The sequence below is a fragment of the Pseudomonas paraeruginosa PA7 genome (assembly GCF_000017205.1).
In the GTDB taxonomy this organism is placed as follows: Bacteria; Pseudomonadota; Gammaproteobacteria; order Pseudomonadales; family Pseudomonadaceae; genus Pseudomonas; species Pseudomonas paraeruginosa.
This window is the reverse complement of sequence record NC_009656.1, coordinates 5,735,344-5,748,740: the sequence shown is the minus strand read 5'-3', so window position 1 is coordinate 5,748,740 and position 13,397 is coordinate 5,735,344. Positions and strand designations below refer to the sequence as shown.

10 protein-coding genes are annotated in these 13,397 nt (G+C 67.5%); all 10 read right to left on the bottom strand.

What is annotated here, in order from left to right:
- Positions 1–375: 375 nt before the first annotated feature.
- Complete coding sequence (gene tspR, locus PSPA7_RS26635) at positions 376–969, bottom strand: type III secretion system genes modulator TspR (RefSeq protein WP_003095417.1); 594 nt, start codon at positions 967–969, stop codon at positions 376–378.
- Between the two features lie 244 nt (positions 970–1,213).
- On the bottom strand, positions 1,214–4,042 hold the full coding sequence (gene retS / locus PSPA7_RS26630; RefSeq protein ID WP_033997462.1) for a hybrid sensor histidine kinase/response regulator RetS: 2,829 nt from the start codon (positions 4,040–4,042) through the stop codon (positions 1,214–1,216).
- A gap of 92 nt (positions 4,043–4,134) precedes the next feature.
- Complete coding sequence (gene purD / locus PSPA7_RS26625; protein ID WP_003155437.1) at positions 4,135–5,424, bottom strand: phosphoribosylamine--glycine ligase; 1,290 nt, start codon at positions 5,422–5,424, stop codon at positions 4,135–4,137.
- Between the two features lie 103 nt (positions 5,425–5,527).
- Entirely contained in the window at positions 5,528–7,135 is a 1,608-nt protein-coding gene (gene purH / locus PSPA7_RS26620; RefSeq protein WP_012077563.1) for a bifunctional phosphoribosylaminoimidazolecarboxamide formyltransferase/IMP cyclohydrolase, read from the bottom strand.
- Between the two features lie 78 nt (positions 7,136–7,213).
- Positions 7,214–7,537 carry a DNA-binding transcriptional regulator Fis gene (gene fis / locus PSPA7_RS26615; RefSeq protein ID WP_003121116.1) on the bottom strand — a complete coding sequence of 108 codons (324 nt, stop codon included), beginning with the start codon at positions 7,535–7,537 and terminating at the stop codon, positions 7,214–7,216.
- Positions 7,534–8,532: a tRNA dihydrouridine synthase DusB gene (gene dusB / locus PSPA7_RS26610; protein WP_003155438.1), complete on the bottom strand. Its 999-nt coding sequence runs from the start codon at positions 8,530–8,532 to the stop codon at positions 7,534–7,536. The genes fis and dusB overlap by 4 nt, the downstream gene beginning before the upstream one ends.
- A gap of 203 nt (positions 8,533–8,735) precedes the next feature.
- Positions 8,736–10,001: a DUF3426 domain-containing protein gene (locus tag PSPA7_RS26605; RefSeq protein WP_012077562.1), complete on the bottom strand. Its 1,266-nt coding sequence runs from the start codon at positions 9,999–10,001 to the stop codon at positions 8,736–8,738.
- Positions 10,002–10,096: 95 nt separating this feature from the next.
- Positions 10,097–10,981 carry a 50S ribosomal protein L11 methyltransferase gene (gene prmA / locus PSPA7_RS26600; protein ID WP_012077561.1) on the bottom strand — a complete coding sequence of 295 codons (885 nt, stop codon included), beginning with the start codon at positions 10,979–10,981 and terminating at the stop codon, positions 10,097–10,099.
- Between the two features lie 80 nt (positions 10,982–11,061).
- Positions 11,062–11,928, bottom strand: coding sequence for an EI24 domain-containing protein (locus tag PSPA7_RS26595; RefSeq protein WP_012077560.1), 867 nt, complete (start codon positions 11,926–11,928; stop codon positions 11,062–11,064).
- 110 nt (positions 11,929–12,038) lie between these two features.
- The gene (gene accC / locus PSPA7_RS26590) at positions 12,039–13,388 is read right to left on the bottom strand and encodes an acetyl-CoA carboxylase biotin carboxylase subunit (RefSeq protein ID WP_003095391.1); all 1,350 of its coding nucleotides are present in this window, start codon (positions 13,386–13,388) and stop codon (positions 12,039–12,041) included.
- Between the last annotated feature and the right edge of the window lie 9 nt (positions 13,389–13,397).

Genomic DNA, 13,397 nt, shown 5'->3' with positions numbered 1-13,397 from the left:
TCGTGCTTGTCGTCGGGGCATCCGTCCCTGGGGACGGCGGGGTGCGCACTGCGGCCTGGATCTCTTCGCTGAGGCTCCAGAGCAAAGGCTGTGCCTCTTCTTGGCGCTGGCCGGCATCGGGCGGCGAAACGGCGTCGCGAGGCGCCGGTGGAACATGCCGAGGAGACCTGGCCATGCCGGGGCAGGCTGCGTTTTCAACAGGTTTTCGCCGGATATCCACGAAGAAGCGCTCGTGGGTGCCGGATGGGAAGGCCTCGCGCTGACGTCCCTCCCTACGGCCGGCGGCGCGTCCTGGGGATCGCCGCCGTTCCGCTCGGGCACCATCGCGGTGCATCCGGGTACGGCATCCAGGGCGTCCGCCTCAGGCTGGTGCGCTCAGCCGGGGAACAGCGAGCCCTTCAGGCCGGTGACGATGATCTGTGCCGCCAGCGCGCAGACGAACAGACCCATCAGACGGCTGACGATCTGTAGCCCCTGGTCGCCGAGCAGGCGCTCGATGCGGTCGGAAAGGTACAGCGTGGTGCCGAGGGTCAGGCAGGCGAGGAAGATCGCCACCAGGGAGATCAGCTTGGCCTCCCAGCCCTGGCCGACGCCCATCACCAGCAGCGCGCCGATGGTGCCGGGGCCGACGGTGAGGGGAATGGTCAGCGGGACGATGGTCACGTCCTGCTGCACGTTGTCGCTCTGCACCGCCGCGCGACCCTGGGCCATGCCCAGGGCGGAGATGAACAGCACGCTGCCGGCGCCGATGCGGAAGGCGTCGGCGGTGATGCCGAAGAGGATGAAGATGTAGCGGCCGAACAGGTACAGCGCGACGCTGGCGATCAGCGCCGCCAAGGCCACGCGCCAGGCCATGCGCTTGCGGTCGCGCGGGCCGAAGCCGCGGCTGAGGCTGATGAAGCAGGACAGCACGAAGAAGGGGCTATAGAGCACCAGCATCTTCAGGTAGACGCTGAACAGCAAATGCATGGAGGCGCTTCCGGTCCGGGGTTGGGCATGAGCATAGCGTGCGACGGGCCGGCGCGATGTCCGGCGGGTTGGCAATATGCCGGTTCGCGTGGCAGGTGACAACGAGCCCGCGTGTCGGCGGACAACGCCGTCGGCGTCATGCGCCCTACGGGAGTCGGGCGCCGCCTGGGTACAGGGCGAATGACCGCGTGCGGTTATCCGCCGTGGCGGAGGCCGGGTGCAGCGCCGGAGTACGTCGCTGCCCTCAGGAGGGCAGGGCGTCGCCCTGGCGGCGGCGGTCGCGTTCGCCGACCCAGTAGGCGATCAGCTCGCGCAGTTGCGACAGTTCCACCGGCTTGGCCATGTGCCCGTCCATGCCGACCAGTCGCGCGCGCTCCTTGTGCTCGCTGAGGATGTGTGCGGTGAGCGCCACCACCGGGGTATGCGGGCGCTGTTCGTGGGCTTCCCAGGCGCGTAGCTGCTCGGTGGCGGAGAAGCCGTCGAGCACCGGCATCTCGCAGTCCATCAGCACCAGGTCGTACTGGGTGGCCTTCATCGCGGCGAGCGCCTCCTGGCCGTTGCTGGCGGTGTCCGGCTGCAGGTTGAGCTTGTTCAGCATGCCGCGGATGACCTTGGTGGAGATGCTGTTGTCCTCGGCGACGAGGATCCGGAAGTCGCTCGGCAGGCTCGGCGCCTGCGCTTCCTTGGCCGGGTGGAGGTAGTTGGTGACGCCGCTGACGCCGCGCTGGGCGAGTTCGTCGGCGAGGGTCGCCTTGAGCGTATAGCCGGCCACCGGCTTGGCCAGGATGCGCTTGATCCCGGCGTTGCGGGCGATGATCTTGCTTGGCGCGTTGCTGATCCCGGTGAGCATGATCAGCAGGATGTCGTGGTTGAGGTTGGGGTCTTCCTTGATCTTCGCCGCCAGTTGCATGCCGGTCATGCCGGGCATGTCCTGGTCGAGCAGGACCACGTCGAAGTACTCGCGCAGGTGCGCCTTGGTGCGCAACTGGGCCAGCGCCTCCTTGCCCGAGGACACCGCGCTGACGTTCAGGCCCCAGCCGCTGCACTGCTGCAGGAGCACCTTGCGGCAGGTCTCGTTGTCGTCCACCACCAGCAGCCGCGCGCCCTGCAACGGGCCGTCGAGGTCGGCGGTGGGGTTCTCCAGTTGCTGCGGATCGAGCGGCAGGGTCAGCGACAGGGTGGTGCCCTGGCTGCTGCCGGACTGGATGCCGAACTCCCCACCCATCAGCCGCACCAGCTGGCGGGCGATGATCAGGCCGAGGTGACTGCCGAGCTTGCTGGCGGAAAGGAAGTCGCCGCTGTGCAGCTCGGCGGTGAGCAGCGCCTCGCGTTCCTTGGCGTCGAACGGGTGGCCGCTGTCCTGCACGGCGATGCGCAGGCGCGGCGCCCCGCTCTGCTCGTCGAGGGCCACCACCAGCAGGATCTCGCCTTCCTCGGTCTGCTTGAACGCGTTGTCCAGCAGGCTCAGGACCACCTGGCGCAGGCGCGTCGGATCGCCGCCGATGACCCGCGGCACCTGCGGCTGGGTGAAGCTGATCAGCTCGATGCGCTGCTGCTCGGCCTTGACCCGGAAGATATCCAGGCAGTCCTCGATCAGCGCGTTGAGGTCGAACTGCACTTCGTCCAGCTCGATCTGCCCGGACTCCAGCTTGGAGATGTCGAGGATCTCGTTGATCAGCGTGAGCAACTCGTTGCCGGCGCTGTGGATGGTCTGCACGTAGTCGCGCTGCTTGGCCGACAACGGCGTGCCGAGGAGCAGTTCGGTCATCCCCAGCACGCCGTTCATGGGCGTGCGGATCTCGTGGCTGATCTTGGCCAGGAACTCGGCCTTGGTCTGCAATTCCGCGGTGTGCGCCGCCTCGCTGGTGCGCTGTTGCAGGTTGAGCTGCTGGATCAGCCGCTGGCGTTCGGTGAGCGAGACGCTCAGGACCAGCCCGGCGAGGGTGGCGAAGCTGAACACGCCGAGCACCAGCCAGCCCGGATCGAGTTGCCTGGTACCGAACAGTACCGGCAGGAACACCATGAAGCCGGCGTTGAACACGATCATCCCGGCGACGATCAGGCGCGCCGGCTGGTAGCCGCGATACCAGTGCCAGGCCGCGACCAGTGGGACGCTGAGCGAACTGAGGATCACCAGCAGGTAGATCAGCCAGCTGAACCAGAGTTGCTGGGTGAAGGCGATGATCGCGCCGACCGCCAGGATCAGCAGCGCCTCGCCTTGCAGCAGACGGTTCAGGCGGCTTTCCGCGGTGCCGCGGAAGAAGCTGCAGGCGAACCACAGCAGGCTCACCGCGGCGCCGAGGGCACCGAGGTCGGCGGTCAGCGACTGGTTGAACCTGAGTCCCGGCAGCCAGAACGCCACCAGCCCCAGGTTGGCCGCGGCGCAGACCGCCAGCGCCGCGTGCACAGCCGCCAGCCACAGGCTGCTGGCGCTGCGCGAGTAGGCGAAGCGGATCAGGTTGTACATCAGCAGCAGGAGCATGCCGCCGAGCAGCATGCCGAAGGCGTAGGCCGGCTTCTCCAGGCCGACCAGGCCGGCTTCGTCGATCTGGTCGAACCAGGCCATCAGCGGATGGTTGGAGGTCATCCGCACGTACAGGGTCATCGGCTTGCCGTCGACCGGCAGCGAGAACAGGTAGGAGCGCGACGGCAGCGGGCGTTCCTGGAACGGTCGCGACTCGCCGGTGTGCTGGTCGCGGACCAGCTGGCCGTCCTGCACCAGGTAGTAGTCCAGGTACTGCACGCGCGGGGCGAAGATCCACAGCCAGCTCGGCGCCTTCTGTTCGGGCAGTTGCACCTGCAGCCAGACCGCCTGGGTGCTGGCGGGGAAGATGAAGGAGCGCTTGGCCAGCGGACGGAACTGTTCCTTGCGCTGCAACACGTCGGCGATCCGCAACTGCGCGCTCTCGTCGCGCAGCACGCGCCAGTTCTGGTTGGCGCTGGGGGTAGTGGCGGTGGTTTGCAGGGGAACGCTGGAAACGCCGGAGTCGTCCGCGACCGCCGGCGAGATCGGACCGAGCAGAAGCAGCAGGCAGCTGACGAGTAGTCCTATGGCGATCCGAAGCCGTACCACGGCGAAGTCCCTTCGAAGGTGAATGGCCGGATTATAGCCAAGTGGCCGTGGCAACGGCATAGGCCGCGCAAGCGCCGCGGCCTCGGGTCCGGTCAGGACTCGCCGCGCTCGCGGGCGATGGCACGGTAGCCGATGTCCTTGCGGTAGAAGCAGCCGTTCCAGCGGATCTTCCCGGCCAGGCGATAGGCCTGCTGCTGGGCGGCGGACACGCTCTCGCCGATGGCGGTGGCACAGAGCACGCGGCCGCCGGAGGTGACCACCTGGCCATCCTTCAGCGCGGTGCCGGCGTGGAACACCTTGCCGTCCAGCGCGGCGGCCTCGGCCAGGCCTTCGATGACCTCGCCTTTGGCGTAGTCGCCCGGATAGCCGCCGGCGGCCAGTACCACGCCTACGGTCGGACGCGGGTCCCAGGTCGCCTCGACCTTGTCCAGCGCCTTGGCCAGGGCGGCCTCGACCAGCAGGACCAGGGAGGACTCCAGGCGGACCATGATCGGCTGGGTTTCCGGATCGCCGAAGCGGCAGTTGAATTCGATGACCTTGGGCGCGCCGTTCCTGTCGATCATCAGGCCGGCATAAAGGAAGCCGGTATAGACGTTGCCTTCCTCGGCCATGCCGCGCACGGTCGGATAGATCACTTCGTCCAGCACCCGCTGGTGGACCTCGGCGGTGACCACCGGTGCCGGCGAGTAGGCGCCCATGCCGCCGGTGTTCGGCCCGCTGTCGCCGTCGCCGACACGCTTGTGGTCCTGGCTGGTGGCCATCGGCAGCACGTTCTTGCCGTCGACCATGACGATGAAGCTGGCTTCCTCGCCGTCGAGGAACTCTTCGATCACCACGCGCGAACCGGCGTCGCCGAAGGCATTGCCGGCGAGCATGTCGCGCACGGCGGCTTCAGCTTCGTCCAGGCTCATGGCGACGATCACGCCCTTGCCCGCGGCCAGGCCATCGGCCTTGATGACGATGGGCGCGCCCTGCTCGCGCAGGTAGGCCAGGGCCGGCTCGACCTCGGTGAAGTTGCGATAGGCGGCGGTGGGGATCCGGTGGCGGGCGAGGAAGTCCTTGGTGAAGGCCTTGGAACCTTCCAGCTGGGCGGCGCCGGCGGTCGGGCCGAAGATATCCAGGCCGCGCTCGCGGAACAGGTCGACCACGCCCGCCACCAGCGGCGCCTCGGGACCGACGATGGTCAGCTGGACGTTCTTCGCGGCGAAGTCGGCCAGTTGCTCCAGGGCCAGCACGTCGATGGCGACGTTCTCGCACTTGGCCTCGGTGGCGGTGCCGGCGTTGCCCGGGGCGACGAAGACCTTGGCCACGCGCGGGTCCTGGGCGACCTTCCAGGCCAGGGCATGTTCGCGACCGCCGCTGCCGATGATGAGTACGTTCATGGGATTCTCCTGGCGCAACGGCGGATAACGCGCCGCGTTATCCGCCCTGCGTGAAATTCGTGGGTAGGGCGGCTGACCGCGTCGCGCTCAGCCGCCGTGATACTCAATGGCGGAAATGGCGCATGCCAGTGAACACCATCGCGATATCCGCCTCGTCGGCCGCCGCGATCACTTCGTTGTCGCGCATCGAGCCGCCCGGCTGGATCACCGCGGTGATGCCGGCCTTGGCCGCGTTGTCGATGCCGTCGCGGAACGGGAAGAAGGCGTCGGAAGCCATCACCGCGCCTTTCACTTCCAGGCCGGCGTGCTCGGCCTTGATCGCGGCGATGCGAGCGGAGTTGACCCTGCTCATCTGGCCGGCGCCGACGCCGACGGTCTGGCGGTTCCTGGCGTAGACGATGGCGTTGGACTTGACGAACTTGGCCACCTTCCAGGCGAAGATCAGGTCGTGGATCTCCTGCTCGGTAGGGGCGCGGCGAGTGACGATCTTCAGGTCCTCGGCCTTGATCATGCCGATGTCGCGACTCTGTACCAGCAGGCCGCCGTTGACCCGCTTGAAGTCCCAGCCCGGGGCGCGCTCGGCTGGCCATTCGCCGCATTCGAGCAGGCGTACGTTGGCCTTGGCGGCGACCACCTCGCGAGCGGCGGCGGAAATCTTCGGCGCGATGATCACCTCGACGAACTGGCGCTCGACGATGGCCCTGGCGGTTTCGCCGTCCAGCTCGCGGTTGAAGGCGATGATGCCGCCGAACGCCGATTCGCTATCGGTGGCGTAGGCGAGGTCGTAGGCCTTGCGGATGCCGCCTTCGTCTTCCGGCACCACGGCGACGCCGCAGGGGTTGGCATGCTTGACGATCACGCAGGCCGGCTTGAGGAAGCTCTTCACGCATTCCAGGGCGGCGTCGGTGTCGGCGACGTTGTTGAACGACAGTTCCTTGCCCTGCAACTGGATGGCGGTGGAGACGCTGGCCTCGCCCTTCTTCGCCTCGACGTAGAAGGCCGCGCTCTGGTGCGGGTTCTCGCCGTAGCGCATTTCCTGGGCCTTGACGAACTGGCTGTTGAAGGTGCGCGGGAAGGCGCCGCGGTCGGCGGTGCCGAGGGTGTCGCGGGTCTGGTCGATGGTGCCCAGGTAGTTGGCGATCATGCCGTCGTAGGCGGAGGTGTGCTCGAACGCCTTGAGGGCCAGGTCGAAACGCTGGGCGTAGGTCAGGCCGCCGGCCTTGAGGGCCTCGACCACGGCGGCGTAGTCGCCGGCGTTGACCACGATGGCGACGTCCTTGTGGTTCTTCGCCGCCGAACGGACCATGGTCGGCCCGCCGATGTCGATGTTCTCGATGGCGCTCGGCAGGTCGCAGTCGGGCCTGGCCACCGTGGCCTCGAAGGGATACAGGTTGACCGCCACCAGGTCGATCGGCTTGATGCCGTGCTGCTCCATGACCGCGCCGTCGAGGTCGCGGCGACCGAGGATGCCGCCATGCACCTTCGGGTGCAGGGTCTTCACCCGACCGTCCATCATTTCCGGGAAGCCGGTGTAGTCGGCCACTTCCACGGCGGCGATGCCGTTGTCCCGGAGCAGCTTGTAGGTGCCGCCGGTGGAGAGGATTTCCACGCCGAGGGCGACCAGCTCACGGGCGAAGTCGACGACGCCGGTCTTGTCGGAAACGCTGATCAGCGCGCGGCGGATGGGCAGGCGGGTGGTTTGGTCGGTCATTGCAAGGGTCCTGAGGGCTGGCTTGCGGCCGCGGGTGCCGGCCGGGCGCGCGCCCTTGGCCGGAGCCCGCCGCCGCTCTTAAAGAAGGTCGTATTGCTTGAGTTTCTTGCGCAGGGTCCCGCGGTTCAGGCCGAGCAGCTCGGAGGCCTTGGTCTGGTTCCCCTTGACGTGGTTCATGACGGTTTCCAGCAGCGGCGCTTCGACTTCGCAGAGCACCATGTTGTACACGTCCGTGACCGGCTGCCCCTCGAGGTGGGCGAAATAGTTGTGCAATGCCTTCTCCACGCTGTCGCGCAGGGTCTGCCCTTCTTGCGTCGGCGTGGTGAGGTGCTGTTTCAGGTTGGCGTTGTCGCTCACGGGCGTTGTTCCACTCACTAAAGTCTCGGTCGTCATCGTTGTCATGCGGCCACCCCTGTTCCGTTGTTCTGGCGCTCGGCGAAGAACTGCCTGACGCTGGCGCACTGCGCATCCGTGTCCTGCAAACGATTGAACTGGGCGCGGAATTCCCTTGCGCCCGGCAGAGTCGCGAGATACCACCCCACATGCTTGCGGGCGATCCGCACACCCATTTCTTCCCCATAAAAAAGGTGCAGCTCCGCGAGGTGTTCGAGCAGGATACTCTCCACTTCGGGAAGCGGCGCCGCCGGCAGGTGTTCGCCGGTCCGCAGGTAATGGTCGATCTCGCGGAAAATCCACGGTCTCCCCTGGGCGGCCCGACCGATCAGCAGGGCGTCCACCCCGGTCTGCTCGATGACTTTCCTGGCCTTCTCCGGCGAATCGATGTCGCCATTGGCGAACACCGGTATCGACACGGCCTGCTTGATCGCCGCGATGGTCTCGTACTCCGCCTCCCCGGTGTACAGGTCGGCGCGGGTCCGGCCATGCACCGCAAGAGCCTGGATCCCCGCCTGTTCGGCGAGCCTCGCGACGGTGACGCCGTTACGGTTGTCCCGGTCCCAGCCGGTCCGGATCTTCAGGGTGACCGGTACGTCGACCGCCCTGACCACGGCATCGAGGATTTCGGCGACCAGCGCCTCGTCCCGCAGCAGGGCGGACCCCGCTGCCTTGTTGCATACCTTCTTCGCCGGGCAGCCCATGTTGATGTCGATGATCTGCGCACCGAGTTCCACATTGCGTTGCGCCGCCTCGGCCAGCATCGCCGGATCGCCGCCGGCGATCTGCACCGAGCGCGGCTCGTCCTCGCCATCGTGGATCAGGCGCAGGCGCGACTTGCGGCTGTTCCACAGGCGGACGTCGCTGGTCACCATCTCCGATACCACCATCCCGGCGCCAAGGCGACGGCAAAGCTGACGGAACGGACGATCGGTCACCCCGGCCATCGGCGCGAGGATCAGTCTGTTGGGCAGTGTATATGGGCCGATGCGTACCACCGACATGGGGCTTCCCTGTCTTGCGGTGCTGCGAAAAAAGGGAGGGCATGATACCCGCTCTGGATGACCGGATAAAGGCTGTTTTGGATAAATTCTGAACAGCCGCTTCCTTAGTTCTTACAGTTGGAAGACGAGCGGCACTTGCGTCCGGCGCCCTTCGCGAGCGGTTGGCCGGCGCGCTCCGTCGGCGACCGCAAGCGCGTTTCCGGTCACTCCGGAGAATGAAAGCTCAGGCTGTAGTTCACCGCCTTCGGTCCTGGATCGAGGATGTCCAGCGACACGTGGATCGGGACCTGCGGCGGCATCTCCGTGCGGCCGGCCAGCTCGCCGCCCAGGTACTCGCCGGGCTTGAAGCGGCGGTTGGCGATCAGGTGGCCGTTGAGATCGGCGAAGCGCAGTTCCAGCAGAGGGAAGGGCTGCGAGAAGCTGGCGCGGTTGTAGATGATCGCGTCGACCACCAGCGCGCCGCTGAACTCGGGGTGGCTGCGGACCACCAGGTTGCTGCTCCTGATCTGCTCCACGTCGACCTTGGAGGGAAGGGTGCAGCCGATTTCCGGACAGAACTGGGCGAACCAGGGACGGTACGCGTCCTGCCGCGCCAGTTCGTCGAAGTGGTAGGCGACGTACTGCGCGGCGAGGCCGCCGAGCGCCAGCAGGATCAGCAGCAACCAGCCGAGGCGGCGCGGCCACTGGCGCCTGGGCTTTTCCCAGGCCAGTTGCAGCGGTTCGTCGCGCAACTGGTCGAGACTCTCGACCGGCGCCTCGTCCGCCTTGCGGGCGGCGCCCGGGAACGGAGCAGGTTGTTCCTCGGCGCTTTCCTCGTCGTCTTCATCGACCGCGCTCAGGCCGTTGCGGCGCTTGCCGAGGCTCGGCTCGTCATCTTCGTCATCCGGGCCGAGACGGAGTTCCGGCGGATCCTCGGCGCGGCGCAAGGGCACGAAGGAGACGCGCTCCTCCGCCAGTGGCTCGCCCAGGCTCGGTTCCTGGCGCGGATTGCCGCGCGTGGCCTGGCGCGGCTCGGCTTCGGCGAGCAACGCCTCGGCCCAGCGCTCGTCATGTGGGTCGCGCTCGTCGTCCCGTCGCGCCAGCAGGCTTTCCGCCGGGCGCGGGGCTTTCTCGATGCTGGAGAACTCCTGGTCCAGCTCGAATTCGTCGAGCTTGGCCAGTTCCTCGTCGAGGTTGAGGCTGTCCAGGTCGAGGTCGTCATGGATCCACAGGGTTTCGTCGCGCGGGCGCGAAGCCGGGGCTGGCGTCGGCGTGGTGGCGGACGGGGCGGGTGGCGCCACCGCGGGCTGCGCCGGAGATGGCGCTGGCGCACTGGCGCGCGGCGCTCCGCCCACCTGGTGCTGCAGGGCGTTGAAGACTTTCAGGCAGGTGCCGCAGCGGACCGCGCCATTGGCGGCGCCCAGTTGCGCGTCGCTGACGCGGAAACTGGTGCTGCAATGGGGACATTGGGTGATGACGCTTTCGCTCATGCGGCGATCCGTAGGGAAAATCCGGCGACTAGTCTACCCCAAGCTTCTTGCACGAAGGCAGTGGGGCGGGATCAGTGGTGGCTGGCGGCGCGCCATCAATCGGCGCGGCGGCGGCCGCTGATGCGGAGCCAGCCCTCGCGTTCGGCAGTCGGGTCGAGATCGAAGTGTGCGGAGTAGGCCTCGCGTACCTCCTCGGCCTGCTCGGCGAGGATGCCGGACAGTGCCAGCAGGCCGCCGGGACGGACCAGGCCGGTCAGTTGCGGGGCGAGGGAAACCAGCGGGCCGGCGAGGATATTGGCGACCAGCACGTCGGCCTGCTGCCGCGGCAGGTCCGCCGGCAGGTAGACAGGGAACCGCGCGGGCTCGATGCCGTTGCGCGAGGCATTGTCGCGCGAGGCTTCCAGGGCCTGCGGGTCGATGTCGGTGCCGACCGCCCGTTCGGCGCCGAGCAGCAGCGCGGCGATGGCGAGGATTCCCGAGCCGCAGCCGAAGTCGAGCACCTGCCGGCCGGCCAGTTCCTGGCCGTCGAGCCATTCCAGGCACAGCGCGGTGGTCGGGTGGGTGCCGGTGCCGAAGGCCAGGCCCGGATCGAGCAGCAGGTTGACCGCGTCCGGCTCCGGGGCGGCGTGCCAGCTCGGCACGATCCACAGGCGGCGGCCGAAACGCATCGGCTGGAAGTTGTCCATCCAGCTGCGTTCCCAGTCCTGGTCGGCGATTTCCTCGATATGGTGCTCGGGCAGTTCGCCGCCGGTAAGCAAGGCGAGGTGGGCGAGCAGGGCGGTCTCGTCGGTGTCCGCTTCGAACAGCGCCAGCAGGTGGGTGCGCGACCACAGCGGGGTGGTGCCCAGGTCCGGCTCGAAGATCGGCTGGTCTTCGGCGTCCATGAAGGTCACGGAGACGGCACCGACTTCGAGTAGGGCGTCTTCGTAGGTTTCGGCCTGTTCCGGGGTGATGGCCAGGCGAACTTGTAACCAGGGCATGGGGCGACCTCTGTTGCGGCTGTAAACGAAACGGGCCGCCCAGGGGCGACCCGTTTTCCACCGCGCAAGCTTACTTGAGGCTAGCCGGCGCTGCCACTCTCTGCCGTGGCCTCGCCGCGCAGTTGCGCCAGGCCGCGATTGGCCAGGTGGCAGGTACCGCCGCCGAGCACCGCCGGCAGCAGCAGGTTGAGCAGCGGCACCAGCGCCAGGAGCAGTATCAGCAGGCCGAACAGCAACAGGCTGCCGCGGCGAGCACGAAGCACGGCGAGCTGCTCGCCGGCATCGGCCAGCCCGGCCAGCGTGGCGGGCAGCAGGAAGCGGATGTTCAGGTAGGCCAGCGCCAGTAGCAGGAGTACACCGTTGTAGAGCGGAACCAGCAGGCCGACCAGGATCGATCCGGAAACGCCCAGCCAGGGCGCCAGGCGGAAGCCGGCGGCACGCCACAGCGAGATCCTTTCGCCGGAGGCAGGTGCCAGTCGCGGGTAGCGTTGGCGGACCTGCTCCTTCAGTTGTCCGAGCAGGCCGATGCGCAGGCCCAGGCGGATGCCGAAGACGATGCTGGCGGCATACAGGGCGACGAAGAACAGCGCGGCATAGCCGACGAAATAGAACGCCAGTTGCGCCAGTCCCGCCAGGCCGTTGAAGGCCGCCAGCGGGTCGAAGTACGGGCCGCCGCTGCCGGCCTCGATCAGCGAGCCGCTGGGGATCAGGGCGAAGTTGGCCACGCTGAACGCCGTGTACAGCGCGGCCCAGCCGCAGAAGCGGATGATCGGCTCGAAGAAATGCACGAACAGCCAGGTGCACAGCAAGCTGACGAGTATGCACAGGCCCGCGGAGCGGAAGAGGGCGGCGGGTTGCAGGCTTTCCCTGAAACCCAGGGCGAAGCAGGTCGCGGCCTCGGTCGCGGCGGCCAGCGTTTGGCGGTACCAGCGGCGGATGCGTTCCATGCAGGAGTCCGGTGGTGGAGGGGCCACGAGGATAGCACCGTTGGGGCGGCCGGCAGGCGGAAACGACAAGGGCCGCCCGGAGGCAGCCCTTGTGCGCAGCGACTGACGGATCAGTGCTTGTCCATACCCAGTTTCTTCTCCAGGTAATGGATGTTCACCCCGCCCTTGCAGAAGGCGGCGTCGCGCACCAGGTCCTTGTGCAGTTCGGTGTTGGTCTTGATGCCGTCGACGATCAGTTCGTCCAGGGCATTGCGCATCCGCGCCAGCGCCTCGTCGCGGTCGGCACCGTAGGTGATGACCTTGCCGACCAGCGAGTCGTAGTTCGGCGGCACGCTGTAGCCGCTGTAGAGGTGCGAGTCGACGCGCACGCCGTTGCCGCCCGGGGCATGGAAGTGCTTGACCTTGCCCGGGCTGGGCATGAAGGTCTTCGGATCTTCGGCGTTGATCCGGCATTCCAGCGCATGGCCGCGGATGACAACGTCCTCCTGGCGGATCGAGAGCTTCTCGCCGGAGGCGATGCGCAGCATCTCCTTGACGATGTCGACACCGGTGACCATCTCCGATACCGGGTGCTCCACCTGCACGCGAGTGTTCATCTCGATGAAGTAGAAGCGGCCGTTCTCGTAGAGGAACTCGAAGGTGCCGGCGCCGCGGTAGCCGATCTCGATGCAGGCCTGGACGCAGCGGGCGAAGACTTCCTGGCGGGCCTTCTCGTCGATGCCGGGGGCCGGCGCCTCTTCGATCACCTTCTGGTGGCGGCGCTGCAGGGAACAGTCGCGGTCGCCGAGGTGGATGGCGTTGCCCTGGCCGTCGGAAAGCACCTGGACTTCCACGTGGCGCGGGTTGGTCAGGAACTTCTCCAGGTAGACCATCGGGTTGCCGAACGCCGCGCCGGCCTCGGTGCGGGTCAGCTTGGCCGACTTGATCAGCTCGGATTCGTCGTAGACCACGCGCATGCCGCGCCCGCCGCCGCCGCCGGCGGCCTTGATGATCACCGGGTAGCCGACCTCGCGGGCGATCGCCAGGGCGGTCTCTTCATCTTCCGGCAGCGGGCCGTCGGAGCCCGGCACGGTGGGTACGCCGGCGCGCTTCATGGCGTCCTTGGCCGAGACCTTGTCGCCCATCAGGCGGATCACCTCGGCGGTCGGGCCGACGAAGGTGAAGCCGGAGCGTTCGATCTGCTCGGCGAAGTCGGCGTTCTCGGCGAGGAAGCCGTAGCCGGGGTGGATCGCGGTGGCGCCGGTGACCTCGGCCGCGGCGATGATCGCCGGGATCTGCAGGTACGACTGGGTGGCCGGGGCCGGGCCGATGCACACCGACTCGTCGGCGAGCGACAGGTGCATCAGCTCGCGGTCGGCGGTGGAGTGTACCGCCACCGTCTTGATCCCCAGCTCCTTGCATGCGCGAAGGATGCGCAAGGCGATTTCGCCGCGGTTGGCGATCAGCACTTTTTCCAACATCGCAGGTTC